At 71.5% G+C, this 25,925-nt stretch carries 23 protein-coding genes; 8 read left to right on the top strand and 15 right to left on the bottom strand.

What is annotated here, in order from left to right:
* Nucleotides 1-66: 66 nt before the first annotated feature.
* Nucleotides 67-513, bottom strand: a complete 447-nt coding sequence (locus QSK25_RS06265; protein WP_285634469.1) for a hypothetical protein — start codon at nt 511-513, stop codon at nt 67-69.
* Nucleotides 514-701: 188 nt separating this feature from the next.
* On the opposite strand from QSK25_RS06265, the gene QSK25_RS06260 reads away from it, so the two are divergent.
* Entirely contained in the window at nt 702-1,292 is a 591-nt protein-coding gene (locus QSK25_RS06260) for a histidine phosphatase family protein (RefSeq protein ID WP_285634466.1), read from the top strand.
* A 61-nt stretch (nt 1,293-1,353) separates the two neighbouring features.
* Here QSK25_RS06260 and QSK25_RS06255 read toward each other — a convergent pair whose 3' ends face one another.
* The 3 genes from QSK25_RS06255 to QSK25_RS06245 are packed head-to-tail and all read right to left on the bottom strand — an operon-like array spanning nt 1,354 to nt 4,324.
* Nucleotides 1,354-2,676 carry a PEP/pyruvate-binding domain-containing protein gene (locus QSK25_RS06255; RefSeq protein WP_285634464.1) on the bottom strand — a complete coding sequence of 441 codons (1,323 nt, stop codon included), beginning with the start codon at nt 2,674-2,676 and terminating at the stop codon, nt 1,354-1,356.
* On the bottom strand, nt 2,664-3,254 hold the full coding sequence (locus QSK25_RS06250) for a transcriptional regulator (protein ID WP_285634461.1): 591 nt from the start codon (nt 3,252-3,254) through the stop codon (nt 2,664-2,666). Before QSK25_RS06250 ends, QSK25_RS06255 begins: the two co-directional genes overlap by 13 nt.
* A complete protein-coding gene (locus QSK25_RS06245) occupies nt 3,251-4,324 on the bottom strand; it encodes a TetR/AcrR family transcriptional regulator (RefSeq protein WP_285634458.1) in 1,074 nt (357 codons plus the stop codon). The genes QSK25_RS06250 and QSK25_RS06245 overlap by 4 nt, the downstream gene beginning before the upstream one ends.
* Nucleotides 4,325-4,592: 268 nt before the next feature.
* Here QSK25_RS06245 and QSK25_RS06240 point away from each other — a divergent pair, with 268 nt between their 5' ends.
* Entirely contained in the window at nt 4,593-5,423 is an 831-nt protein-coding gene (locus tag QSK25_RS06240; protein ID WP_285634455.1) for an NAD-dependent epimerase/dehydratase family protein, read from the top strand.
* Here the strand turns inward: QSK25_RS06240 and QSK25_RS06235 are convergent.
* Entirely contained in the window at nt 5,420-6,004 is a 585-nt protein-coding gene (locus QSK25_RS06235) for a TetR/AcrR family transcriptional regulator (RefSeq protein WP_285634450.1), read from the bottom strand. The two genes, QSK25_RS06240 and QSK25_RS06235, sit on opposite strands and share 4 nt — an antisense overlap.
* Before the next feature lie 101 nt (nt 6,005-6,105).
* Between QSK25_RS06235 and QSK25_RS06230 the strand changes: the two genes are divergently transcribed.
* Nucleotides 6,106-7,131, top strand: coding sequence for an SDR family oxidoreductase (locus tag QSK25_RS06230; protein WP_285634447.1), 1,026 nt, complete (start codon nt 6,106-6,108; stop codon nt 7,129-7,131).
* Between the two features lie 3 nt (nt 7,132-7,134).
* On the opposite strand, the gene QSK25_RS06225 is transcribed toward QSK25_RS06230, so the two are convergent.
* Nucleotides 7,135-7,608, bottom strand: coding sequence for an Lrp/AsnC family transcriptional regulator (locus tag QSK25_RS06225; RefSeq protein WP_285634444.1), 474 nt, complete (start codon nt 7,606-7,608; stop codon nt 7,135-7,137).
* A 112-nt stretch (nt 7,609-7,720) separates the two neighbouring features.
* On the opposite strand from QSK25_RS06225, the gene QSK25_RS06220 reads away from it, so the two are divergent.
* Both QSK25_RS06220 and QSK25_RS06215 read left to right on the top strand, forming a co-directional pair.
* A complete protein-coding gene (locus QSK25_RS06220) occupies nt 7,721-8,950 on the top strand; it encodes an APC family permease (RefSeq protein WP_285634383.1) in 1,230 nt (409 codons plus the stop codon).
* Between the two features lie 84 nt (nt 8,951-9,034).
* Nucleotides 9,035-9,955 carry an acetoacetate decarboxylase family protein gene (locus QSK25_RS06215; RefSeq protein WP_285634380.1) on the top strand — a complete coding sequence of 307 codons (921 nt, stop codon included), beginning with the start codon at nt 9,035-9,037 and terminating at the stop codon, nt 9,953-9,955.
* Here the strand turns inward: QSK25_RS06215 and QSK25_RS06210 are convergent.
* Complete coding sequence (locus QSK25_RS06210) at nt 9,924-10,616, bottom strand: hypothetical protein (RefSeq protein ID WP_285634377.1); 693 nt, start codon at nt 10,614-10,616, stop codon at nt 9,924-9,926. The genes QSK25_RS06215 and QSK25_RS06210 overlap by 32 nt on opposite strands.
* A gap of 172 nt (nt 10,617-10,788) precedes the next feature.
* Between QSK25_RS06210 and QSK25_RS06205 the strand changes: the two genes are divergently transcribed.
* The gene (locus QSK25_RS06205) at nt 10,789-12,741 is read left to right on the top strand and encodes a sensor histidine kinase (protein ID WP_285634374.1); all 1,953 of its coding nucleotides are present in this window, start codon (nt 10,789-10,791) and stop codon (nt 12,739-12,741) included.
* A complete protein-coding gene (locus QSK25_RS06200; RefSeq protein ID WP_285634371.1) occupies nt 12,729-13,361 on the top strand; it encodes a response regulator transcription factor in 633 nt (210 codons plus the stop codon). Before QSK25_RS06205 ends, QSK25_RS06200 begins: the two co-directional genes overlap by 13 nt.
* 19 nt (nt 13,362-13,380) lie before the next feature.
* On the opposite strand, the gene QSK25_RS06195 is transcribed toward QSK25_RS06200, so the two are convergent.
* The 8 genes from QSK25_RS06195 to QSK25_RS06160 form a co-directional block, all read right to left on the bottom strand.
* A complete protein-coding gene (locus QSK25_RS06195; protein ID WP_285634368.1) occupies nt 13,381-15,702 on the bottom strand; it encodes a DUF7617 domain-containing protein in 2,322 nt (773 codons plus the stop codon).
* 217 nt (nt 15,703-15,919) lie between these two features.
* Nucleotides 15,920-19,243 (bottom strand): CHAT domain-containing tetratricopeptide repeat protein, encoded by a 3,324-nt coding sequence (locus QSK25_RS06190; RefSeq protein ID WP_285634365.1) that lies wholly within the window; start codon nt 19,241-19,243, stop codon nt 15,920-15,922.
* Between the two features lie 4 nt (nt 19,244-19,247).
* Complete coding sequence (locus QSK25_RS06185) at nt 19,248-19,391, bottom strand: hypothetical protein (RefSeq protein ID WP_285634362.1); 144 nt, start codon at nt 19,389-19,391, stop codon at nt 19,248-19,250.
* On the bottom strand, nt 19,366-20,007 hold the full coding sequence (locus QSK25_RS06180) for a DUF6338 family protein (protein ID WP_285634359.1): 642 nt from the start codon (nt 20,005-20,007) through the stop codon (nt 19,366-19,368). The genes QSK25_RS06185 and QSK25_RS06180 overlap by 26 nt, the downstream gene beginning before the upstream one ends.
* A gap of 102 nt (nt 20,008-20,109) precedes the next feature.
* A complete protein-coding gene (locus tag QSK25_RS06175) occupies nt 20,110-22,482 on the bottom strand; it encodes a bifunctional salicylyl-CoA 5-hydroxylase/oxidoreductase (protein WP_285634355.1) in 2,373 nt (790 codons plus the stop codon).
* Nucleotides 22,479-24,065, bottom strand: coding sequence for an AMP-binding protein (locus tag QSK25_RS06170; protein ID WP_285634352.1), 1,587 nt, complete (start codon nt 24,063-24,065; stop codon nt 22,479-22,481). The genes QSK25_RS06175 and QSK25_RS06170 overlap by 4 nt, the downstream gene beginning before the upstream one ends.
* Before the next feature lie 27 nt (nt 24,066-24,092).
* A complete protein-coding gene (locus tag QSK25_RS06165; RefSeq protein ID WP_285634349.1) occupies nt 24,093-24,983 on the bottom strand; it encodes an acyl-CoA thioesterase in 891 nt (296 codons plus the stop codon).
* Nucleotides 24,980-25,462 (bottom strand): cupin domain-containing protein, encoded by a 483-nt coding sequence (locus QSK25_RS06160; RefSeq protein WP_285634346.1) that lies wholly within the window; start codon nt 25,460-25,462, stop codon nt 24,980-24,982. Before QSK25_RS06160 ends, QSK25_RS06165 begins: the two co-directional genes overlap by 4 nt.
* A gap of 40 nt (nt 25,463-25,502) precedes the next feature.
* On the opposite strand from QSK25_RS06160, the gene QSK25_RS06155 reads away from it, so the two are divergent.
* Complete coding sequence (locus QSK25_RS06155; RefSeq protein WP_285634343.1) at nt 25,503-25,919, top strand: RidA family protein; 417 nt, start codon at nt 25,503-25,505, stop codon at nt 25,917-25,919.
* The last annotated feature ends 6 nt before the right edge of the window (nt 25,920-25,925 follow it).

Raw genomic sequence — 25,925 nt, 5'->3', positions numbered from 1 at the left:
CTCCCACAACGACCGTATGGGCGGTCCGTCGACTCTGCACAACGGCGAGCGATCTTTCTTCGCCGGTCAGGTCAACTCCGCTTTGGAGATCGCGTAGTAGGCGTCCACAGTGTCACCGTCGATGCCCATGTACGCGTCGATCCACGCCGCCGCCGCACGCACCAACACGAGCACAGCGACGAACTGCTGCTCCTCCGTCAACCTCGCCAAAACCAACGACACCCGCTGGTCATCACCGGACGCCAGGCCGCTCAGGAGATCCGAGGCCACCGCCGTCGTCTGGGGGTCCTCGCCGGGCAAGGACACCGGAATGCGAGCGGACGGCGCCAGCGCACCGCGAGGAACACCGCGCAGCAGGACCGCCGCGCACGTGTCGATCGCGACCACCCGCGTCCGTTCGTCTCCCGCCAGACACCTCGCGGCCTCCACGGACCACTGGTGATCACGGCGGTTGACCGCGCCCACGGCGGCCAGCGTCAACTCCCTGGCCTGCACGTCGTCGAGCCGGTGCATCGACTCCCTGCCTCCTACTCAGTCGGCCCCGACTGGAATGCGTGCCCCCGCACGACTTCTGTGTTGCTACAACGTCCAGACATGGTCAAACGACCGTGGGGCCGCTGCATGACGAGTGGCCAGGAGTTCACTCGTCCGCAGCAGTGTCACCACTACCCCAAACGTGTTCAGATGTTGCTAACATCCCGATGGTGCCAACACGACACCTCTACGTGGTCCGCCACGGCGCCGCGGACGCGTTCGGCGACCTGACCCCGGCCGGCGAACGGCAGACCCGCTTCCTGGGCGAACGCCTGTCCCGCTCCCCGATCACCGCCGTCTGGCACTCGCCGCTGGCGCGTGCCGCGCGCACGGCCGAACTGCTCGGCCAGCACCTGCCGGGGGTGCCTGTCTCGGAGGCACCTGAGCTGGTCGACCACGTGCCGCACGTGCCCGCGTCGCCACCGCCCGCCTGGGCCGGGTTCTTCGACGGCTACTCCGCCGCGGAGGCGGCGACCGGGGAGCGGTTGGCCCAGGCGTTGACGGACAGGTTCGCCCGGCCCGCCGACGTGGAGGCGCACGAGGTGCTGGTGACACACGCCTACCAGGTGGCGTGGCTGGTGCGGCACGCGCTGGGCGCGCCGGCCGACCGGTGGCTGGCGATGAGCTGCGGGAACACGGCGTTGACGGCGCTCCGGTTCCGGGAGGGCACGCCGCCGACCTTGGTGGTGTACAACGACATGAGCCACCTGCCGGAGGAGTTGCGGTGGACTGGCTTCGGGCCGGGCACCCGCCCCTGACCCGGCGCGGCCGCCGCGCTGATCACGCCCGCGCGGCGACCTCGTCGGACAGAGCCCGCGCTCAGGCCCGCCGCAGCTCGACCTGCGCCGCGCGCAGTCGGTCGGCGTCGTCCCCGGAAGCCGCTCCCACCACGTCGTCCACCCACCCGAGCAGCCGCCGCACCGACCCGTCCGCCCCGCCCGCCACCACCTCGGCCGCACCGAGCACCACGGCACCGCTGGTCCCGTCGAGGCTGACCACCTCCCCCACCCCGACCGTGCGCCCGCCCACCACGACCGACTCACGCCCCACCTCGAGCGCGGCCAGCCCGACGACCGCGGGCTTGCCCATCGACCGCGCCACCACGGCGGCATGACTGGCCGGCCCTCCGCGAGCGGTCACGACGCCGGTCGCCGCCGCCAGGCCCCGGATGTCGTCCGGCGACGTCTCCGGCCGCACCAGCACGACCGGTCCGCCGACCGCCATCCGCACCGCCTCGTCCGCGGTCACCGCGACCCGCCCCACGGCGACCCCGGGACACACGCCCGTTCCCCGTCCCAGCACCTCCGCACCCGCCACGAGTCGCGGCGTGCGGACATGCCGCAGGTCCTCGGGCGACACCCGCACCAACGCCTCGTCCCGGCCGATCACCCCCTCGTCGGCGAGGTCGACGGCCAGGCGGACGGCCGCGGCCCCGGCGAACCGTCCCGGCCGCACCTGCAACAACCACAAGGTGCCCGACTCGTAGGTGAACTCGACGTAGCAGGCATCGCGGTAGTGGCGTTCCAGCAGGTCCAGAGCGGCCAGGAGGTCCTGCCACACAGCAGGTTCGCGGGCGAGGGCGGACAGCGGGCGGGTCAGCGAGGTGCCGGAGACGACGGCGGAACCCTGGTGTCCGAAGAGGACTTCGCCGAACGGTGTGCGCGCGCCGGTGTCGGGGTCGCGGCTGAACGCCACGCCGGAGCCGCTGTGCTCGTCGCGGTCACCGAACACCATCCGTTGCACGATGACGGCCGTGCCCAGGTCGTGCGGGATGTCGTGCAGGGTGCGGTAGGTGCGGGCGCGCGGGGTGTGCCAGGACGCGAAGACCGAGCGGACGGCCTCGGGCACGGCGTCCGGCGGCACGGTGAGGATCGTGTCCATCATGCCCGGCATCGACACGGCCGCACCCGAACGCACGGACACGAGCGGTGCGCCCAGGGTGTCGACGGCGGATGCCAGCGAGGACCAGAACCCGTCGGGGAGCGAGTCGTGCAGGAACGCGCGGCACGCCTCGGTGGTGACCACGAAACCGGCGGGCACCGGGAGACCGAGGCGGTGCAGCAGGACCAGGCCGTGCGCCTTGCCGCCCACCACCTCCGGCGGGTCGGTCAGGTCCGCGGAGAGGTGCTTCAGCCAGACCATCGGGTGATCCCCCGGGTGGCCAGCAGGTCTTCGTGCAGCTCGGCCCAGATCGCGTGGTACGAGTCCATCGTGTCGGCCAGCCGGTCCAGCTCGCCCGCCTGGGCCCGACGCAGGGACGAGGTCAGGCGGAGCGAGTAACGGGCGAAGCGGGGTGCGGCTGCGGCCAGGGCGGCGATCACCTCGACGGCGCGGGCGTGCAGGTCGGCGAACAGCGCCAGGACGCGCGCATCGTAGGCGGTGTCGGTGTGGTCGTTGACCGTGCCGTCCGAACGGATCTGCCACGCCGTGCAGAGGTCGAGCAGTTCCGGGTTGAGCACCAGGAAGTCCTCGAACGCCGCTGCCAGCGCCGGACGCGTGCCGGAGGCGTCGAGTTCGGCGCTGGTGTCGAAGGCGTCGCGCGCACGGCCGGTCTCGGTGAGCGACCAGGCGCCGAACGCGCGTTCGTAGCTCACCAGGCCGGCCACCGCGAGGTCGATCAGGTCGGACTCCACGTCGGACTCGGAGAGCCCGGTGAACCAGGCGACGCGGGCGGGGCTGGTGCTGCCGACGCAGCGCAGGGCGTGCAGGACGGGGTTCACGGCATCGCCTCCCGGTCGCGCGCGCCCACCGCGTGACCGGCGCCGCGGCCGTGCGCCCGAGCGACGACCACACCGTCACGCACGCTGACCGCGGACTCGGTCTCGTCGCCGGGGTCCGCGAGCCCGATCGCCGACGCCACCCGCGCGCCGTCGTCCAGCACCAGCCGGACGGGCCGCCACGACGAGGCGGCGAACACCCGGCGCAGGCTCGCTACGGCGTCGAGCAGCCGCAACCGCACGAGGCGACCGGTCTCCTCGGGATCGCCCGTCACGACCGCCACCACGACCTGCTCACCGGGCTGCGCCGAGCGCACGGCCTCCTCGGCCGCGCCGAGGCGTCCCGCGCCCAGCACCACGACCAGGCCGCGCCCGAGGTCGACGGGCTCGCCGCTGATCACGTCCACCAGATCACCCGGCGGCGACCAGACGTCCGCGCACGCCTGCGCCGGCGCGACGTACGGCAGGTGCGGCGGCGCCCAGGTGTCCTGCAGGTCGATCCCGGCGAGGTGCCGGCACGCGTGCGCCACGTCGAACGGGTCCCCGGACCCCGGCGCCGTCGCGGCCCGGTGCCCCGCCCCGTCGAGCAGGGTCAGCACGAGTTCGGCGAGCCGCACGCGCCGCACCGGGGCGCCCTGTTCCAGCGCGAGGGCCAGCAGCAACGCCTCCAGCCTCGCCACCTGCGCCAGCACGGACGGCTCGGTCTCGTCGTCGAACACCCCGTCGAGCGACCGCAGCTGCAACCGCCCGCCCGGCGCCGGGTCGCCGACCAGCGGCAACCGCTCGAGCCACACCCGCGCGAACACCCCGAGCGCGGCCGGCTCCGACGACGGCGACACCGACGCGAGCGGTTCGCCGGAGTCCTGTTCGACCAGGTCGATCAGCACGGCCAGGTACAGCGCGCGCTTGCTCGGGAAGTTCGAGTACACCGCCCCGCGGGTGAGGTCCGCCCGTTCCGCGATCCGGTCGACCTTGGCCGGGCCGAACCCGTGCTCGGCGAACTCCTCCCGCGCGGCCGCCAGTACCGCGGCCCGTGTGCGCGCCTGCTGCTCGACCCGAGTGAGCCGGACCATCACCGCTCCCGATGCCATTGGAATGTTCTGAAAATCCAGATTACATCATCATCTGAATGACCCCGGAACAGGCTCGGCCCGCTACCGCCGGCGCTTCCCGCCGAGCGTCGAAGACGTGGCGAAGGCCTGCCGGCGCGGCACCGGACCACCCGCCCGCAGTCCGATGTGGAGCGATGCCCTGCGGGTATCGGGCACGACGCAACAGGTCTTGGACGGCCCGGGCGAACGGGGCCGAGGCTGGAGGCACCACTTCAGGAAGGGAACCACCATGAAGGTGTTCGTCACCGGGGCCTCCGGCTACATCGGCGGGGCGACCGTCGCCGCGCTCCGCCGGCACGGGCACGTCGTCGAGGCGCTCGCCCGCACCGACGTGGCCGCCGCGGCCGTCACCGAGTCCGGCGCGACGCCGGTGCGCGGCGGCCTGGCGGACCTCGACGTGCTGACCGCCGCCGCGCAGCAGGCCGACGCCGTGATCCACCTCGCGCAGGCCGACAGCGGCGAGGCCGACCTGGCCGCAGCCACCGCGATGCAGGGCAACGGCACGTACGTCCACACGGGCGGCACGTGGGTCTACGGCGACACGAGCGGCATCGCCGACGAGGACGCGCCGTGGAACCCTCCCGCGCTCGTCGCGTGGCGCGAGGAGGTCGAGGCGAAGGTGCTCGCGGGCGGTGGCGTCGTGATCAGGCCAGGACTGTTGTACGGCAGGGAGAACCGCCTCATCGACGTGTTCTTCACACAGCCCGGCAGGGCGGCGGGCGCGATCCCGTACATCGGCGACGGCGCGAACCACTGGTCGCTCGTGCACGTCGACGACCTCGCGGACCTCTACGTCGCGGCACTCGAAGCGCGACCCGGTTCGGTGTACCTCGGCGTAGGCGGTGTGGACCCGACGGCCCGCGAGGTCGCCACCGCGCTCAGCCACGGCGCGGGCCTCGAAGGCCGGACCGCCGCGCTGTCCCTCGAAGAGGCCCGCACGCGGATGGGGCCGATCGCCGACGCGTTCGCGCTGGACCAGCGGTTCACGCCCGCCCGCGCGCAAGCGGAGCTCGGCTGGACGCCGAAGCACACCGATCCACTTGCGGAGTTCGCGCGCTAGAGCGGTTTCGGCGCGTTCTCGAGGCCGGCGAACACCGCCGCGGTCAGGCGCCGCCCCTGGGCCACGCCGGCCTCGTCGTTCGGGACGCGCCACAGGAAGCTCATCAGCATGATGATGTCCGCCGGGTCGTGACCCGGCGCCATCGTGCCCTCGGCGACGCACGCGCCGACCAGCTTCGACACCGCCTCCGTGGCCGGTCCCCAGGCCGCGCGGACCATCTCCTGGGCCGCGTCGCCGTGCAGCGCGTCTCCGAGGCCGTGCTTGAGGCGGATGTAGGACGAGAGCGTCTCGAACCACTCGACGAACGCCGCCTTGGCCGAGGCGTGGCGCTCCAGCACGGCGTCGGCGTCGGTGGTCATGCGTTCGATGTCGTGCTGGTAGGCCGCGAGGATCAGGTCCTCGCGGGTCGGGAAGTGCCGGTAGAGCGTTCCCGGGCCGACCCCCGCGCGCTTGGCGACCTCGCTGAGCGTCACGAGCGGGTTCTCGGCGAACAGCTCGTGAGCCGCGTCGATGATCGCGACGCGGTTGCGCGCGGCGGCCTTGCGCTGGGTGCCGTACGTGCCGGGCGACTCCTCGTTCATACCTCCAGATGATGCCCTGCCTTTGACATGCGGACAATCCTCCGCTAGCTTCGGCGACACTCCCGGAGGATCCTCCGCGAGTTCGCCTGAAGGAGAGACCCATGTCGAACGTGCTGGTCACCGGCGGTACCGGGTTCATCGGCAGCTGGTGCGCGCTCGCGTTGCTGGAGGCGGGACACGACGTCCGCACGACGGTTCGCGACCTGAAACGGGAGCCGGAGCTGCGCGCGTTGCTGCACGGCGCGACCGAGTTCGAGGACGCGCGGCTGACCGTCTTCCGCGCCGACCTGAACAGCGACGAGGGCTGGGCGCAGGCGGTCGCGGGCTGTGACTTCGTCCTGCACGTCGCCTCGCCGACGCTGCGCCACTCGCCGGAGAGCGAGGAGGCGATGATCTCGGCCGCCCGCGACGGCGTGCTGCGCGTGTTGCAGGCCTCCCGCGACGCCGGGGTGAAGCGCGTCGTGCTCACCAGCGCGCTCGGCGCCGTCGCCTACGGGCACCCGCGCCGCTCGGAGCCGTTCACCGAGGAGGACTGGACGAACGTCGACGCCGACATCGCCCCGTACCAGCGGTCGAAGACCCTGGCCGAACGCGCCGCGTGGGAGTTCGTCAGGACCGGGGGCGACGGCCTCGAACTGGCCGCCGTGCACCCCGCCGCGGTCATCGGCCCGGTGCTCGGCCCGGACGACCCGCCCTCGCTGCGCACGATCCGCGGCATGCTCGACGGCCGCCTGCCCGCCTGTCCCCCGTTCGGCACGGGCTGGGTCGACGTGCGTGACGTCGCCGACCTGCACCTGCGCGCCATGACGGACCCGGCCGCGAACGGTGAGCGGTTCCTCGCCACCGCCGGGCCGAGCCTGCGGATCGTCGAGGTCTCGCGGATCCTGCGCGCCCGTCTCGGCGACCGTGCCGCGAAGGCCCCGACGAAGGAGATCCCGCTGGCGGTCGCGCGTGCTCTGGCGATGGTCAACCCGGTGATGAGGTCGTTGCGGCCGCAGCTCGGCCACGACTTCAACGCGACCAGCGCCAAGGCCGAGCGGGTGCTCGGGTGGCGGCCGCGCCCGATCGGGGACAGCATCGCCGAGACCGCGGAGAGCCTGCTCGCGCACCACGCGGTGCCGGCCTGAGCACTACCGCAGGTGGTCCACCGGCAACGGCCCGCGCGACCGCATCGTCCTGATGGCGAACGAACTGCGCACGTCGCTCACCGCCGGGATGGCGACGACGTGCGTCAGCAGCAACCGCTCGTAGGACGGCAGGTCCGGTAGCACCCCTTCGGCGAAGAAGTCGGCCGAACCGGTCACGAGGTGGCACGCCACGACGGCCGGGATCGCGAGCAGGCCGTCCTCGACCTCTCGCGCGGTCTCGGTGGAGTGGTTGTTCACCTTGATCTCCAGGAAGACCGTGAGGTCCAGGCCCGCCTTCTCGCGGTCGAGTTCGGCGCGGTAGCCCGCGATGATGCCGGCGCTCTCCAGCGCACGCACGCGGCGCAGGCACGCGGAGGGCGAGAGGCGCACGGCCTCGGCGAGTTCGTTGTTGGGCACCCGGCCGTCGATCTGCAGGCGGCGCAGGATGGCCCGGTCGACGGCGTCGAACCTGTCCATGTGCACGATGTTCGAACGATCAGGCTCTCGACGCAACAGGATTGCACCGAACGCTTTCTGAGCGCTTCAGTTTCGCAGCGGCTGTCTCGACTCGCGCTCGAGAATTCACGGCATGTCCTCCTCTCTCACCGTGCCGCGCGCGTCGGCGATGTACGTCGGGGCACTGCTGGGTCCCGGGTTGCTGGTCGTGCCCGGCCTGACCGCGTCGATCGCCGGTCCGGCGTCCGTCCTCGCCTGGTCCGGCCTGCTCGTGCTGTCCGGACTGCTCGGCTGGGTCTTCGCCGCGCTCGGCGTCCGGCTGCCGTCCGCGACCGGCGTGCGCGGGTACGTCGCCGCCGGTCTCGGCGCTCGTGCGGCGGCCACGACCTCGTGGACGTTCCTCGCCGGGATCATCACCGGCACGCCGATCGTGAGCATGATCGGCGCGAGCTACGTCGCCGAGCTCACCGGCTCGGGACGGGTGACGGCGTGCCTGGCCGCCGCCGGGATCACGGCGGTGGTGCTGGTGATCACCTCGCGCGGGCTGCGCACGTCCTCGGCCGTGCAGTCCGGGCTCGTGGTGTTGTTGCTGGGCGTGGTGATGCTCAGCGTCGCCGGCGGGGCGTCGTCCTCGGACGCGGGCAACTGGACGCCGTTCGCCCCGCACGGCTGGACGGCGGTCGGAACGGCCGCCGCGCCGTTGATGCTCGCGTTCGTGGGCTGGGAGGCGGCGGCCCCACTCACCGCCCGGCTGGCCGACCCGCGGCGCCAGTTGCCGCGGATCGTCGCGATCACGCTCGTCGTCACCAGCGTGCTGTACCTGGCGCTCGCGGCCGTCACCATCGGCGCGCTCGGCCCGGACGGTGGTGGCTCCACGCCCGTCGCGAAGCTGCTCGTGCTCGCCGTCGGACCGGCCGGCGTGGCACTGGCCTCCGTGTCCGCCGTCGTCCTCACCATCGGGACGATCAACGCCTACGTGTCCGGGGCGGCGACCCTGGCCCGTTCGCTCACGCGCGACCCGCGGGAGTGCGACACGCCGCCGCACTGGCTGAACACCGCGATCCTCGCGTCGAGCGGGGTGTTGATCAGCCTGTTCGGCCTGGGGGTGCTGGACCTCGACTCGCTGGTCGCCGTGCCGAGCACGATGTTCCTGCTGGTGTACCTCGGGTGCACGGCCTCGGCGTGGCGGGTGCTGTCCGGCGGGGTGCGGGTGGCCGCCGCCGTCGCGTTCGCCGTCGTGCTGGTGGTCCTCGCGTTCACCGCCCTCGCCGGGGTCGCGGCCGCGGCGGTCGCGCTGGTGGCGTGGCTGTCCACAAGGGACCGGAACGCGGACCGGGAACAGTTTCCGTTGGTACGGCGGTGATGTGCGTCTCAAGGGTGAGGTGCGACGGTCCTCAGATCCGTGCGAGTGGGTGGAGTGCTTTTCCACATCTCGTTGAGGAGAACCATGTCTGAGCAGAACGACATCGGGCGCCGCAGCCTGATCGGTGCCGGTCTCGCCGGTGTCGTCGCGGGGGCGATGGCCACGCCGGCCGTCGCCTCCAGTCCCCCGGCGTCCGCGAGCGAACGCCTCAAGGGCTACAGCCTGCCGCTGAGCGCGAAGGGCACCGCGAGCATCGTCCAGGCGCCGCCGTGGCACTACGTCGGCGACGCGGTGGGCGTCGAGTTCTGGACCACCCCGGAGGCCGCGGCGGCCTCCCTGCCCACGGGCCTCACCCCCGACCCCGTGTCCCCCGGCCACGGCTGGGCGATCTTCATCGACTGGCAGTTCTCCACCGACGCCGACGACTACCTGGACCCGGTGCGCAGCCAGTACTCCGAGTTCCTGATCTTCCTCGACGCCCAGTTCACCGGCACGAACGTGGCCTGGTGCCCGTTCATCTGGGTGGACAACGACGCCTCGCTCGCCCGCGGCTGGTTCCAGGGCTTCCCGAAGAAGCTCGGCGCCGTCCACCAGACCCGCGCCTTCGCGGTGCCGGGCAGGGCCGCGCCGGTCGTCGGCCCCGGCGGCAGGTTCGCCGCCACGGCCTCGACCGCGGGCAGGCGCCTCGCCGAGGCCGAGGTGACCCTGGAACGCACCGCGCCCGCGATCCCGGCGCTGACCCGCCCGATCGTGAACCTGCGCCAGTTCCCGCGCCTGCAGGCGGGCCGGCACGACGACCCGGCCGTGCACGAACTGACCCAGTCGATCCTCAAGAACCTGACCATGGCCGACACCTGGGTGGGCGCGGGATCCCTGTCGTTCCAGCACGTGCCGGGCGAGGAACTCGCCGACCTGCGCATCCAGCGCACGGGCGTCGGCTTCCGCGGCTCGCTGTCCTACACCGTCGACGACCTCAGGATCCTGACCGGTCCGGACGCGCGGTGACGCGCCAGGCGAAGTAGCCGAGTCCGATCGCGCCCACCGCCATCGGGATGCTCGTCAGCAGGCCGGCCAGGCCGCTGCCGGGGATCACGAACGAGAGCACGACGAACAGCGACAGCACCGGCACCCACCTCGGAACGGCGCGCGAGCGGAACAGCCCCACGCACTGCAACACGGTGCCCAGCAACACCAGCGCGGCACCGGGAACCATCAACGCGAACAGGTGGGCGTCGTTGTTGGCCGCCTCGACGACGGCGGTACCGGCGGCGGGGTCCACGGCGGGGTCGGTCGGGTAGAAGTACGCCGCTGCCCAACCGGCCACCGCCGCGCCCTGCAGCCCACCGCCGGTCCACATGAGCGCACCGCCCCAGGTCGCCCAGGCGCTGCCCCGGTCACGCACCAGGACCATCGTCGCGAGCGCCTGGAGCGGGATGTTGAGGACCTGCATGGCGGCGAGACCGGTCAGGAGCGTCCACCAGAGTTCGCGGCCGGCCGCGATGTCGGTGTACGCGTAGGTCTCGCCGCCCGCAGCCGGTTCCGGCCAGAGCAGGCCACCGACGACCGCGGCGATCGAGGTGACGCCCAGGACGGCGGCGAGCAGGGCCGTCCGGGTTCGGGTGGAGGTCTCGGCGGCGGTGGGTGCCGCGGTGAGGTCGACGGACATGGTCTCGCCCCTTTCAGGGTTCGGCTCTGGTGGCTGTGTCGAGACGAGCGGTGGTCTTTCGTGGCCCACAGCGAACCCGCGAACCCCTCCCTCCCACATCGGTACGGCCCCTGGACCGGTTCTCCGTGGCAGCACGGAGGCCATCCGCCGAAACCGGCCTTACCCTGGCCCGATGAGGTGGCAGCGGCCCGTCGGCCTGACTCTCCTGAGCGCCGCCGTCGTGATGACGGCAGGCGGCGTCTGGCTGCTGTTCCACACCCCGGCGAGCACCCCGGCGTTCACCGGCACGGCCGTCCTCGGCCTGGCGATGGCCGCCCTGGGCGTGACGATCGAGTACCGCGTCCGGGACAACCCCGTGGGCCCGCTGCTGGCCTGGGTGGGCGCGATCGTGGTCTTCCTGGCCACCCGCGACGTCTACTACCGCACCTGGCTGGACGACCCGGACGCCGTACCGCTCGACCCCCGCGTGGTGGCGCTGCTGAACGAGAGCGGTTGGTGGCTGCTGGCCGCCGTGGCGTTGCTGTTGCTGCACTTCCCGAACGGCACGTTGCCCGGCCGCTGGAAGGCCCTGCCGCCGGCGATCGTCGTGCTGGCGCTGGCACAGCAGGCGCTCGGCACGATGCCGCGGGAACCGTTCACCGAACCCATGCAGGACCTCGCCAAGCCGTGGGGGCAGGCCACGGACACCCTCAACGTCCTCAGCTACGCGGTGACCATCGGGCTCGTCTTCACGGTCATCGCGGCCGGTGTCTCCCTCGCCGTGCGGTTCCGCAAGGCGGAAGGCGTGATCAGGGCCCAGCTCAAGTGGCTCGCGTTCGCCGGGCTGGCGGTGACGGCGTACCCGGTGGTGTGCCTGGCCGAGATCGTCGTGACCGGCCGCAGCGGTGTGGTGGCGACGGTGTTCGGGATCGTCACGATCGTCGCCTTGTTCTGCTCGGTCGGCGTGGCGATGTTGCGGCACGACCTCTACGACGTCGACCGCGTGCTGGCCGACACCATCAGCTACACGATCGTCCTGCTGGTCCTCGTGGGCGCGTACGGGGTGGCGGCGCTGGCGCTCGGCCTCGTCGTGGGGCGGGACTCCCCCGTCGCCGCGGCCGGCGCGACCGCGGTCTGCGCCGTGCTGCTCACCCCCGTCAGGAAACACCTGCAGAAAGCCGTGGACCGCAGGCTGTTCCCGCGCACCAGGGCGGCGCTCCAGGCCGTCGAGGAGCTCCAGCAGCGCGTGCACACCCAGGCGGCGCAACCAGAGGAGCTCGAGGCGACGCTCAAAGAAGCGCTCCGCGATCCGACGCTGCGAGTGGGCCTGTTGCTCCCGAACACCCCGGGTTTCGTGGACGCGAACGGCGACCCGGTGACCGACACCGGGCTCGTGCCGATCACGCTGGGAGGCACGCAGATCGGCGTCATCGCGGCCGAGGACACCTCAGCGCTCAAGGTCGTCGCGGAGAAGGCGGCGAACCTGGTCGAGGTCGCCCGCCTGCGCGGCGAACTGGCCGCCGCCCTGCGGGAGGTGGAGGCGAGCCGGGCCAGGATCGTGCAGGCCGGGGACGCCGAACGGCACCGGCTCGAACGCGACCTGCACGACGGCGCCCAGCAACGGCTGGTGTCCCTCGGCATGGCGATGCGGCTCGCCCAGAGGAGGCTGCCCAGCGGCGAGGTCGACGTGCACGCGCTGCTCGACCAGGGGGTCGCCGAACTGGCCACCGCCATCGCGGAGCTGCGCCAGATCGCGCACGGCCTCAGGCCCACCAGCCTCGACGACGGCCTGCACGCGGCCCTGCAGGCCCTCACCCACACACTGCCCGTGCCGGTGGCACTGGACATCACGGCCGTCGACCTGGCCGACGACGTGGCGATCACCGCCTACTTCGTCGCCGCCGAGGCCATCACCAACGCCGCCAAGCACGCCAGGGCCAGCACCATCACCGTCCGCGTCACGCACAGGGCCGACGAGGTGAACGTGTCCATCAAGGACGACGGCAGGGGCGGAGCCGATCCGCACAACGGTTCCGGGCTGGCCGGACTGGCCGACCGGGTCGCGGCGATCGGCGGGAAGCTGCGCCTCACCAGCAGGCCCGGCGGCGGCACGACGATCCAGGCGGTGCTGCCGTGCGCATCGTGATCGGCGAGGACAGCGCGTTGTTCCGGGAAGGCCTCGCGAGCCTGCTCACCCACGCGGGCCACGACGTCGTGGGCAAGGCCGCCGACGCCGACACCCTGATCAGCGTCGTGAAATCAGCGGACCCGGATCTGGCCATCGTGGACGTGCGGATGCCACCCGAGCTCAAGGACGACGGCGCGCGAGCCGCCCGCAAGATCCGCGAGGCCCAGCCGGGAGTCGCGATAGTCCTGCTGTCCCAGCACATCGAGACGAAGCACTCGGTCGACCTGGTCAGCCAGGGCGGCTTCGGGTACCTGCTGAAGGACCGCGTGCTCGACGTGGACGAGTTCCTGGAGTCCATCGCGCGCGTCGCGGCGGGCGGGTCCGCCCTCGACCCCGAGGTGGTGGGCCGGCTGCTCGGACGGCCCACCACCGGGGCGCTCACCCCGCGCGAACGCGAGGTGCTCGGACTGATGGCCGAGGGGTGCACGAACGTGGCCATCGCCAAACGGCTCTGGCTCACCGAACGCACGGTCGAGACCCACGTCGGCAGCATCATGGCCAAGCTGGGCCTGGCCGCGAACGTGGAGGAGCACCGCAGGGTTCTCGCCGTCCTGACCTACCTGGCCGAGTACGGCTGATGCTCCTCCACGCGCCTGCTCAGCCCAGCACGCAGAGCAGCGAGCAGGCCTTCGCGGACGACCACTCGGTGTACATGCGCGTCGCGCCGACCGGCGTGTACTTCGCCTTCGCCTTGTTGGTCAAGGGGAACAGCGACAGCAACGCGTAGGTCGAGCAATGCACCACTTTGGACTCACCGGGCTGCAACGAGAACGGCCCGGCCTGGCAGTTCGGTTCCACGTCGTCGACCACGTACGCGTCGACGATCGCGATCGGCCCGTTGTTCGTCACGGTCACCCGCCAGTACGCGGTGGCGTTCAGCAGGCCCAGCACACCGACCGGCGCCTGCTTGAGCCACGGTCCCGCGCCGCCCGCCTTGCAGTGCGACGGCGTGTAGGAACCGCAGATCTCCTTGTTCACCACCACGTCGGGCAGGCACGCCGCACCCGGCGCGACCTGGCGCGTCACCGTGTTGGACGAGAACGAGCCCGTCCCGTCGGTCCCGCCCGCGGTGTTCGCGACGGACGTGACCGCGCAGTCCGCGGAGATCGTGGTGCGGAAGCACACCTGCGGCGCGTCACCGGAGAACTCGACGGACAGCGACGGCTGGTTGCCGTTGCCGAAGTCCCCGGCGTTGTTCAGCACCAGCGACGCCGTGACCGTCAACGAGGACGCCGTGACACCGGACAGGTCGACCGTGCCGTCGGGCGCGAACCCGGGCACGGCAACGGGATTGCCGCCGCCGTCCGTCGCCCGCACACTCGAGGCACCGAAGTTCACGTTCGCCGGCGTCACCCCGACGAGCCGCGCCTTCGTGTAACTCGTCGCGTGCTGCTGGCCGTCGCAGTAGAACTGCGAGGGGGTGAGCGACACGGAAGCGCCACTGCGCACGCATGGCGACGCTCCCGTGTCAGGATCCATGGAGAACAGCACGCCGGCGTCACCGAGCCCGATCAGGCAACCGGTGGGCGCGTCGTAGGCGTAGCCGTAGTCCCTCGTGTTCCCGCCGTTGACGCCGGGGTGGTAGATGCGCGACGGCACGCCGGCACACGCGGTACCGGTGCTCCAGTCGTGGCACAGGGTCGCGCCGACGTACGGGCCGCTCCAGATGCCGAAGTAGCTGCGCACCCGGTCACCGGTGCGGACGACCTCCGGCGTGAACACCCACGTGTTGCTCTCCAGCGCGGTGAAGCCGTGGGACAGGGGCGTCCCGTCGATGGCGAAGCAGGTGGTGACGTTCGTGGCGCCGGCCGTGCTCGAGCACGCACCGGTCTCCTGGCCCGTCGTGCTGTAGGCGGTGAAGGCGTTGTAGCTGTAGTTGCCGGCGGAGGCCAGCGGTTTGGCCGACGGCCAGCCCGCACACCTGGCCGCGGTGCCGGGGTCGAAGCAGCCCATCGTCGGCGTGCCACCACCCAGGGACGGCGTCGACGACGCGAACAGCTTGCCGCCGGCGACGGCGAGCGCGCCGAGGTAGTAGCCGCCGTGGTTGGTGAACGGCACGACCGGCGCGTAGGGCTGGCCGCCGCACGCGGTCTGCGTCGCGGGCGTCCAGCACAGGACCTGACCGGAGTTCGCGACGCCGTAGAGGTTCCCGCCGACCTGGACGAGTCCGGCCATCTCGAACGTCTGCCCACTGCGGTTCATCAACGGCCAGTAGCCGCAGTTGCCGGGAGCGCCGAGGTCGAGGCAGCCGACGCCGATCGAGGACGCCGTCACGGCCGAGTAGTACACGCGGGCGGGATCGGCCGTGTCGCGGACGTACTGCGCGGTGAGCGGGCTGGCGATGTCGCCGGTGTTGCCGGAACCGAACGGGCCGGCAGCCGTGTTGAGCGGTTTCGGCCACGGTCCGCCGGCGCACAGCGAACTGGTCGAGACGTCGGTGCACACCAGCTTCGCGTTGGCGAGACCCAGGTGGTGGTAGACGTTCCAGGCCTGCAGCCGGCCTTGCGGGGTGCGGTGCAGGATCGGGATGAACCCGTCACCGCCGGTGGGACTCGCGCTGGCCTGCACCGGCGGCGTCAGCACGTTCGCGAGGGACTTGCCGCCGTTGCGCACGTCCGGGTGCGTGGCGGTGATCGGATTGCCTTCTGTGCCGGTCCAGCCCGGCGGGACCTGCAACGACCCGGCGAGCAGGCTCTGGCCCGCGCCGATCGGGTCGGTGATGGTGGCGGCACCGTTCGCGGCGTTGTCGTAGGACACGACCCACGAGGCGGTGGCGCCGTGCGAGGCGGGATCGGACACGCCCTGCACGGACTTGGCGAGGGTGGAGACGGGTGGCTGGGCGGCCACGGGCACTGCGGCGGTCAGCGTGCTGCCGGCGAGCACGCCCGCGAGCAGCATTGCCGGCAAACGTCTTCGCACGAGCGGAATCCCTTCAGCGGCGGTTCGGGAACAGACCGCAGACGCTAGGGACGCCGCTCGTGCGTGAAACACCCACTCACCCGCGTGCGTCGGATGTCTGCCCCATCAGACCAACGCGCCGAAGCCGCACGTGTGACCTCGCGACAGATTCCAATTCATAGCCGAATGAAGTTTCACCTGAACGCCGCTGAAATGCCCATCCACAGGTCAAATGTGCTCAGGCACCGGCATGCAGGAACGTCGCCCACAGTGAGGGGATGTTCGGGAACCCCTCCCTGAGCGCCGCCTGCACCGAGTGCAGTGCCGCCGCGGAGCGAGCGGCGTCGGGCTCACCCTCCCCCATGACCTCGTCGTAGACGAGACCGGCGGCATAGCGCGCCATCTCGTCGTTCACGGCCCACTGGGTTCCGACGACGTGCCGGAACCCCGCCGTCTGGAACGCGCCGGCGAGGTGAATCGCCTCATCCGACAAGGTCGGTTCCGCCCGCGCGGTGTCGCACGCCGAAAGGTAGGCGAACTCCGCATCGGCCAGCCGCAGCCGGGCGATCTCCGGCACCGTCAGGGGTCCGTCGAAGAGCGCGAGGCAGCTGCGAGACGGATCCGCCGGATCCGCGTTCCCATGACACGCGAAGTGCGCCCAGGTTCTGTCCGCCAACGCCCGCACCACCGCGGCGCGATTCGCCTCGTCCGCGCTCAACCGCTTCGCGCCGGGCACAGTCATCGCCACGGCGGCCGCCTCCCGTTCCGCGTTGGGCAGGTCCTCGTCGCCGGGGGTCTTGGGCATCGAGACGATCAACTGCCGCGGACGGCCCCCCGAAGGGGCGCGCCGGGCGTACCGCAGGGCGCGGATCGTCGTGGTGTAGGAGGAGATCATGTGGTCGCCGATCCACTCCCCGCCGTGGACGCCGGCCGCGTGCAAGGGCAGCAGCGCCAGCGGGCCGACCGGCGACCACCACACCCGCGGCAGCTCAGCCCCGGCCGGCGGCAGCGCGGCGACAACCGGGCGGACGACCGCGTGCCACAACCACTCCAGCGTCTGCAGCACAGCGAGTTCCCGTGCGCTGTTCTCCTGCTCGGCAAGCCCTGTGTGGAAGGCCTTCACTCTGCGACGAAGCTCAGCGTCCGAGAGCGCGGGCAACGTCACCGGCAGCACCTCGTCAGGCGTCAGGATCAGCGCGTCGCACCGGGTCGGGCTGGTGTTGACCAGGACAACAGGCCCTTCCGATGCCACGTCGACCAACTCGGCGAACGTGGGGCGGCGCAGGAAGTCCTCGTGGCCGGGGACGGCCCGGATACCGTTCAACACCTCGTCGAACGCCGCCGAGAGCGCCACCCGGTCAGCATTCTGGTCGTTCTCGATCGCCTCGCTCAGCTCGTCAAACCGCTGCGCGAGCGCGGGTGCGTCCTCGCGCAGCGCACTCAGGTCTTCGCGAACGTCGAGCGCCTGAGCGGACAGCACGCCGCGACCGACTTCGAGGACGACCACGGCGGCCGCGGGACCTCCGGCGTCGAGCGCGCACGCGGCCGCCTTGCCCGCGAGGCCGGTGAACCTCCGGAGGAAGTGTTGGGCGTCGCCCCGGCCGAGCCTCCGCGAAGCCAGTCGCGGCAACAACCCCACGGCGGTGGCCATGGCCACCGCCGCCTCCTCGCGCCTGCCGGTGCGGGCAGCGAGCTCGCCCCACTTCACGGCGGCGCCGAGACGCTCCTCCACAGGTGACACCGCCACCTCGGACGCGGTGCGCAACACCTCCAGCGCCTCGGTCAAGGTGGCCGGGTCGGCCGTCAGCGCATGCTCAGCGCCCAACGCCTGAGCGAGCACCATCAACCTGTGAGCGCGGTGGTAGGGATCCGTGTGACGCAGCGCCTGCCTGGCGAGCGAAACGCCCTCCCCGACCTCGCCCTTGGCCACCATCAAACTGCTCAGACCCGCCAGATACCGGAACCTGTCCTGGTGCCACTCCGGGGTGAGTTCCACCGCCGCGCGGCGGGCCGTGATCGCGGCGTTCAACGCCTTCTGATCTCCGGAGCGATCGAAGATCTCGTGCTGCACCGCTGCCAGGTTGCAGAGGTGTTCTGCTCGTTTCGGATGGCGCACCGGGACACCGGCGAGCACCGTCTCCCGCATCGCGGCGCATTCCCGCAACCCCGCCAGCTCCCCTGTGCGCGCGAACCAGCTGTACAGCAACGTCGCCAGGTTGGCCGCGTTGTGCCAGGCATCCCCCTCGTCGATCTGGCGCGTGGCCGCCCGAGCGTGGGTGATCGCCTCCTCGAGCACCGCGAGTTCCCCGGTCACCTCGTACCGGTGGTTGAGGCACACAGCCAGCATCCCGAGGTTGGCGGCGTCCGGCAGCTGGGCCACCGCGGCACGGGTGAGCTCGATCGCCTTGTCCACCAGCGCGAACTCGCCGTTGGCGCGGAAGATTCTGAGCAACGTGCCACTCGCGTTCGAGAGGTGGCGCGCGCACGGATCCAGCTCGATCGCCTGGCGGTGCAGGTCGAGACTCTCCGCCAGATCACCTCCTACCGCGTTGACCCGCTCCTTCAACGCGACGGCCAACGTGTCCAGGTGGCTCGCGCGGCGCTCCTGGATCGGAGTGCCGGCCTGCACCGCCGCCCTCGCGAGCGCGATCCCCTCTTCCAGCCGCTCAACTTCGCCTGTTTGCTTGTACCGCGCGAGGCGGCGGACGGCTTCCGCGGCGAGCAGTTCGGCCTCGTCCGGCAGTGGCTTCAGCGGGTCGCGGCCCTGCAGCGCGAGCAGGTTTCGCTCGGCCATGTCCCGCGACGTGTGTCCATGCGGCGAGATCATCGCGAGCGTCGTGGTCGCGTCGACCAGCTCGGCCTTGTGTTGCGCGGTCCCGGTCAACTCCCAGCGGGTGTCCAGCATCGCGCAGAGGTGTGCTTGGCGATCGATGGTGTCCTGGGCCCCAGGCCGGGACAACGACACCGCCGAGCGAGCCGCGGTGATCGCTTCGTCCAACGCATCCAGGCTTCTCACGGCGTCGTACCAGTCGGCGAGTGACAGAGCGAAGGAGTACTGGTAGTGCGCTGGATCGCCCTGGTCGTCCGGTAGTTCGAGGGCCTCCGCCGACAACTCGACGGCCTCTTCGAGAACGGCTTGGTCGCCGGTGCGGGTGAAAGCGGTGCGCAGCACCATCGACAACATCCGGCGGTAGGCGGGAGAGTGAGGGCTCAACGCCACAGCGCGGCGCGCCATCGTTTCCGCCTCCGCCAGGTCGGCGGGGTCACCGGCCTCCTCGAACAGCTTCTTCAACAGCAGCGCGAAGTTGCTGGCCTTGTAGGCGTTCTCCGGATCGTCCGCGACCGCGGCCCGGTCCAGCTCGCGCGCCTCGTACAGGTTGGCCAGGACTCCTCCCTGCTGGTACCGCCAGTACAGGACGGCCGCGAGTTGTGCGCGGTGCACACCGCCGCCCGGCGCCGCCACTGCCCTGCGGCCCGCCACCACGGCGTCGGCCAGGCTCTTCGAGGTCAGGGCGACCTGGGCGATCCGCAGCGCTTCCTCGAAGCGGCGCCCCCAGTCCACCTGGTCAGTCCTCGTCCGGGGCGCGGGACGGCCCCGCCGGTCCGCGCGGTGCCTCCTCCGGCTCCGCGACGTCCTTGCCCGGCTGGTAGCCGCGGTTGCCCGACGCCAGGAACGCCATCTCCTCAGGTGTCAGTTCCGGGTAGGTCATCCTTCTCCCCCTTCTTCTCGGGTCGCACGAACTCGAGCACGTCGAAGTCCTCGGCACGCAGCCGGAGGCCGACCGAGCCGGGCACCCTGGCGCCGAACGAGCCGTCCGGCGCCATCACCCTGGCCGACTCCAGGTAGAGCTCGGCAGGGTGCGGGTAGGACGACGCGTACGACGCCGGGCCGTACCAGCCTCCGGCCCAGTTGCCGTCCTTGAGCCGCACGCGCACGAAGCACGGTTCACGATCGCGGAACGCGTGGTCCCACGCGGTGGGCGTGCGCAGGTAACGGGCCGTGCGGCGCTTCCGCTCGGCCAGCGACACCACAGCGGCGAGGACGCCCGGCACGACCAGGAACAGCAGCACCGCCACCGCACCGGTCAGCCGAGGCTGCTGGGTGAACCCGTTCCACGCCGGTTGGCCGGTCCCCTTGGCAAGCCTGACCAGCGCGGGACCGGCGGCCAGCAGGTACACCGCGTCCAGGGCGATGGAGGCGACGACAGCGCGCAACACCCGCTCACCGAGGTCGCGCTCACCCGGCAGCGGCCCGCGCACGCGCTCACGGACGAACTGGTAAGTCACCCCCGGCAGCACCAGCAACACGACGAACACGAACTGCACAACCGTCGACGGCGCCTGCACCCGTCCCCCCACATGCCGACCGGCCCTGCGCTCAGCGTATCGGTTTGGCCCCATTCACGCGGGAAGGTTCGCCCGGACGGGTCATCCGAGCGTCGCGCGCTCGCGGTGCGGAGTCCACCTGAGATGGACGACGCGGTCCGGCGGGTCTGCTCGCAGCAGCGACAGCCGGGGCTTGACGGCGTCCGTGCGCGCCGACGGCGGTTTGCGGCTGCCCGCCCGGTACTGGACCGGCCACTCGGCCTGGTAGCCCTGTTCGGCCGCCGCGTGCAACGTCCAGTGCGGGTCGTAGAGGTGTGTGCGGCCGATCGCGCACAGGTCCGCGCGGCCCGCCAGCAGGATCGAGTTGACGTCGTCGTACGAGGCGATCGCCCCGACCGCGATCACGGCGGCGCCGGTCACCTCGTGCCGGATCCGGTCGGCGAACGGGGTCTGGTAACTGCGCCCGTACGCGGGCCGCTCGGCCGCGGTGACCTGGCCGCTGGACACGTCGATCGCGTCGGCTCCGTGCGCGACGAACGCGCGGGCGATCTCCACTGCGTCGTGCTCGGTGTTGCCGCCGTCGACCCAGTCGGTCGCCGAGATGCGCACGATCATCGGCCGTTGCGCGGGCCACACCGCGCGGACGGCGTCGAACACCTCCAGCGGGTACCGCAGCCGGTTCTCCACCGAGCCGCCGTACTCATCCGTGCGCTGGTTCGCGACCGGCGAGAGGAACGACGACAGCAGGTAGCCGTGCGCGCAGTGCAGTTCGAGCAGGTCGAAGCCCGCCTGGGCACCCCGCCGTGCCGCCGCGACGAACTCGGCCGTGATCCGGTCCAGGTCCGCGCGGGTGACCTCGGCCGGCACGGGCGACGCCGGGCCGTACGGCAGCGGGGACGGGCCGCAGACCTCCCAGCCACCCTCGGGCAGCGGCTCGTCCATGCCCTCCCACATGAGCCGGGTGGAGCCCTTGCGGCCGGAGTGGCCGAGCTGCAGGCCGATCCGGGCGGTGCCGCGTTCGTGGGCGAACCGGACGATCCTCGCCCACGAGTCGCGCTGCTCGTCGTTCCACAGGCCCGTGCAGCCGGGCGTGATCCGGCCCTCCGGCGAGACGCACACCATCTCGGTCATGACCAGGCCCGCGCCCCCCATCGCCTTCGAGCCCAGGTGCACGAGGTGGAAGTCGCCGGGCACGCCGTCCTCCGCCGAGTACATGTCCATCGCGGACACGATCACCCGGTTCTTCAGCTCCAGCTGCCCGAGCCGGAACGGCTGGAACATCGCCGGAACCACCTCCGCGAGCCCCTGGGAGGCGGCGAACCCGGCGTCGACCCGGTCGGCGAACTCGGCGTCGCGCGTGCGCAGGTTGTCGTAGGTGATCCGGCGCGAGCGCGTGAGCAGGTTGAAGCAGAACCGGGTCGGGTCCTGGCCGGTGTACATGCCGATGTTCTCGAACCACTCCAGCGACGCCTGGGCCGCGCGCTGGGTCGACTCGACGACGGGCCGCCGTTCGGCCTCGTAGGCCGTCAGGGCGGTTTCGACGTCGGCGTGTTCGTGCAGGCACGCGGCGAGCGCGAGCGAGTCCTCCATCGCGAGCTTCGTGCCGGAGCCGATCGAGAAGTGCGCGGTGTGCGCGGCGTCCCCGACCAGCACGAGGTTGCCGTCGTGCCACCGGGCGTTGCGGACGGTCGTGAAGCTCAGCCACTTCGAGTTGTTCGCGTACAGCTCGTGACCGTCGAGCTCGGCGGCGAACAGTTCGCGGATCCGGTCGACGGCGCGCTCGTCGGAGACGCCGGGCGGGAACTGTTCACCGGTGTCGAACCCGGCGCGCCGCCACACGTCCTCGTGCATCTCGACGATGAACGTCGAACCCTTGTCGGAGTAGGGATAACCGTGGACCTGCACGGTCCCCCACGGCGTGTCCTTGATGTAGAACTGGAACGCCTCGAAGACCAGGTCCGTGCCGAGCCACATGTACCTGTTGCGCCTGCGGTCCGCTGTGGAGCGGAAGACGTCCTGGAACGCCTGCCGCACCTGGGAGTTGACGCCGTCCGCGCCGACGACGAGGTCGTGCGAGGCGCGCAGGTCCCGGACGGCGGGCGCGGGTGTCGAGAACCGCACGTCCACGCCGAGGTCGAGGCAGCGCCGCTGGAGCAGGTGCAGCAGTTCCCTGCGGCTCATCGCGGCGAACCCCTGCCCGCCCACGGTGTGCGTCTCGCCGCGGTAGTGGATGTCGATGTCCGTCCACCGCGCGAACCGGCGGGCCATCGCGTCGGCGAACTCCGGGTCGGCGTTCTCGATCCCGCCCAGCGTCTCGTCCGAGAACACGACGCCGAAGCCGAACGTGACGTCCGGCGCCTCGCGCTCCCACACCGTCACGACGTGGGCGGGGTCGAGCTGCTTCATCAACGCGGCGAGGTAGAGCCCACCGGGGCCGCCGCCGACGATGGCGATCCTTTTGGACGCGATCTTCATGCTCGGACCTCTTCTTCGACGATCTTGCGCAGGGCGAAGCGCTGCAGCTTGCCGCTCGCGTTGCGGGGCAACGAGGTCCGGAACCGCACCTCGCGCGGGTACTTGTACGGCGCGATGGTCTGCTTGACGTGGTCCTGGATCTCGCGCGCCTTCGCGTCGTCGGCCGGGACGCCCTCGCGCAGCACCACGAACGCGCACACGACGGAGCCGCGTTCCTCGTCGGGCTTGGCGATGACGGCCGACTCCAGCACGTCCGGGTGCGTGTCGATGGCCTCCTCGACCTCGGGGCCACCGATGTTGTAGCCGGAGGAGACGATCATGTGGTCGCTGCGGGCGTGGTAGTGGAAGTAGCCGTCCTCGTCGCGGTGGAAGACGTCGCCGGTGACGTTCCAGCCGCCCACCACGTAGTCCTCCTGCCGCGGGTCGTCGAGGTAGCGGCAGCCGACCGGACCGATCACGCCGAGCCGTCCGGGTTCGCCCGGCCCGAGTTCCTCTCCGTCGACGCCGAGCACGGTCGCGCGGTAGCCGGGGACCGGCTTGCCGGTGGAGCCGGGCCGGATGTCGTCGCCGGCGGCGGAGAGGAAGATGTGCAGCAACTCCGTGGCGCCGATGCCGTCGATCACCTTGAGCCCCAGCGCGTCGTGGATCCGCTGCCAGGTCTCCCGCGGGATGTGCTCGCCCGCGGACACGGCGCTGCGCAGCCCGGCGAGTTTGCCTTCGAGGCCGTCGCGCAGGATCGCCTTGTACGCCGTGGGCGCGGTGGCGAGGACCGTGACCCCGTGCTGCTGCACGAGGTCCGCGACCTGCGCCGGGGTGGCGGCCTCGGTCAGCAGCGCGCAGGCGCCGGCTCTGAGCGGGAACACGAGCAGCATGCCCAGGCCGAACGTGAACGCGAACGGCGCGGTGCACGCGACGAGGTCGTTCCCGGTGAGCTTCAGGACGTGCCGGCCGAAGGTGTTGTCGATGGACAGCACGTCGCGGTGGAAGTGCGCGGTGATCTTCGGTGCGCCGGTGCTGCCGGACGTGGGCGCGAGCAACGCGACGTCGTCCGCGGCCGTGTCGACCGCCACGAACTCTCCGGGCTTGGTGCTCGTGCGGGCCGCGAGGTCGTCGTGGTCCACGACCTTCAGGTCCGGGAAGTCCTGGAGGTCCTCGGCGAACCGGGGGTCCACGAGCGCGATGGACGGCCGGGTGCGGTCGACGATCGGCGTGAGCTCACGGGTCCGCAGCGCCGCCATGGTCGTGACCACGACACCGCCCGCCTTGAGGACGCCGAGCCACGCGGCCGCGGTCCACGGGTTGTTCGGCGAGCGCAGCAGGACCCGTTGTCCTGGCAGGAGTCCGAGGTCCTCGGTCAGCACCTCCGCGACCTGGTTCGCACGGGTCCGCAGCTCTCCGTACGTCCAGACCTCGCCCGCCGGGGTGCGCAGCGCGGGACGGTCGGGGCCGAACGCCGCCACCGGGACGTCGATGAGCTCGACGGCGGCGTTGAGGCGTTCGGGGTAGGTCAGCTCCGGCGTCGTGAACTCGATCGTCGGCCACAACGCCGCCGGGGGGAGGTGGTCGCGGGCGAAGGTGTCCATCGGTGAAGTCCTTCCGCGGGCGGCGGGTCAGGAAGCGCGGATCATGCCCTCCTGGGCAACGGTGGCGAGGTGCCGGTGGTCGCGGGTGAAGAAGCGGCCGTGGCCGAGTCCGCGGCCGGAGTCGGCGGCGACGGCCTCCTGCACGTAGAGCAGCCAGTCGTCCACGCGGCCCGGGCGGTGGAACCACATGGCGTGGTCGAGGCTCGCGGTGACGAGCCCGGGCTGTGCCCAGGGCAGGTCGAGCACGCGCAGCACCGGCTCGAGGATCGTGTAGTCGCAGACGTAGGCGAGCGCGGCGAGGTCGCGTTGGGCGTCGGTCAGCCCGTCGACCGGCCGCAGCGGGTCGAACGGCTTGATCCACACGGCCTGGTGCGGCACCTTGGCACCCTCGACCGCGAGGTAGACCGGGCCGGGCACGTGCCGCATGTCGAAGCTGCGGCCCCCGGCCCAGTACGCCTTCGACTCGCCGGTCATCGTGCCGCCGTCGCGGCCCTGCAGGTAGTCCGCCGAGGACGGCAACTCCTCGGGCGCCGGCAGGTCGTCGGTGAACTCGGCCGCGTAGGTCCCGCCCGCCTCGCCCGCCGCGAAGTTCGCCAGGCAGACGTAGAGGGGCTTGCCGTTCTGGTAGCCGCGGACCTGCCGCGTGCTGTAGCCGCGGCCGTCGCGCAGCAGCTCGACCTCGTAACGCACCTGGGCGCCGATGTCGGCCGGGCGCAGGAAGTAGCTGTGCATCGAGTGCATGGTCTTGCCGTCGGTCACCGACCGCATGGCGGCGGCCGCGGCGGCGGCGACCAGGTCACCGCCGTACGCCTTGGGCCACGGGCAGGGCTGGGTGACGGCGGTGAAGGCGAGGTCGAAGTGCTCCGCCTCCGCCTTCTCCAGCGTGACGGCCTCGGTGAAGATCGCGGAGGTCGTCATCGGGTCAGCCAGTCGCGCAGGTCCTCGTCCGGCACGTCGTCGAGGTTCACGACGATGTTCTCCGGCGTCCGCGTGGTCATCCACGTCAGCGGGTTGTTGCGGTCGAGGTTGCACTCGATGTGCGGCATGAACGGCGGCACGAACACCCAGTCGCCCTCCTCCATGTCGAGGTAGTCCTCGAACTTCTCGCCGAAGTAGATCCGCGCCCGTCCCGACAGCACGTAGCCGCCCGTCTCGGCCTCGCCGTGGTGGTGGGTGACGGAGCGGTAGCCCGGCTCGTTCGTGACCTTGCCGAACCACAGCCTCGTCGCCGGCGTGTGCTGGATGCTCACGCCCGAGATCCGGATCGCGCCACCGGAGTTCGCCGTGTCCGGGTTCTCCGCGCCGCCGCGCGTGACGACGGGCGCCACCAGGCCGCTGGGCAGCCGGTACATCGAGTTGTCGCCTTCGAGCTGGTACCTGCTGAAGTCGGGCTCCATATCTCGTATTCTTCACGACCGTCAGATACTGTCAATACTCATGAAGCCTTTGGCAGTGAACCCGGCCGGCCTCCCGGCACCGAGCGGCTACTCCCACGGCACGCTGTCCGGCACGACGCTGCACCTGGGCGGCCAGACCGCGCTGGACGCGGACATGAGGATCGTTCCGGGCGGCATCGTCGAGCAGTTCCGCCAGGCGTTCGGCAACGTCCTGACGACGTTGCGCGCGGCCGGCGGCGAGCCGGAGGACCTGGTCAGCATCACGATCTACCTCACCGACATCCCGGACTACCAGGCGCACGGCAAGGAGATCGGCAAGGTGTGGCGCGAGCTCGCCGGACCGGTCTACCCGGCGATGGCGGGCATCGGCTGCACCGCGCTGTGGCAGCCGGAGGCGCTCATCGAGATCCTCGGCGTCGCGGTGATCCCGGAGGAACGCCTCGTCAGGCCCACCTGAATCGAT

Source organism: Lentzea sp. NBRC 102530 (assembly GCF_030269365.1).
Taxonomy (GTDB): domain Bacteria; phylum Actinomycetota; class Actinomycetes; order Mycobacteriales; family Pseudonocardiaceae; genus Lentzea.
The sequence above is the reverse complement of the archived record's forward strand: the minus strand, read 5'-3'. Positions and strand labels throughout refer to the sequence as shown.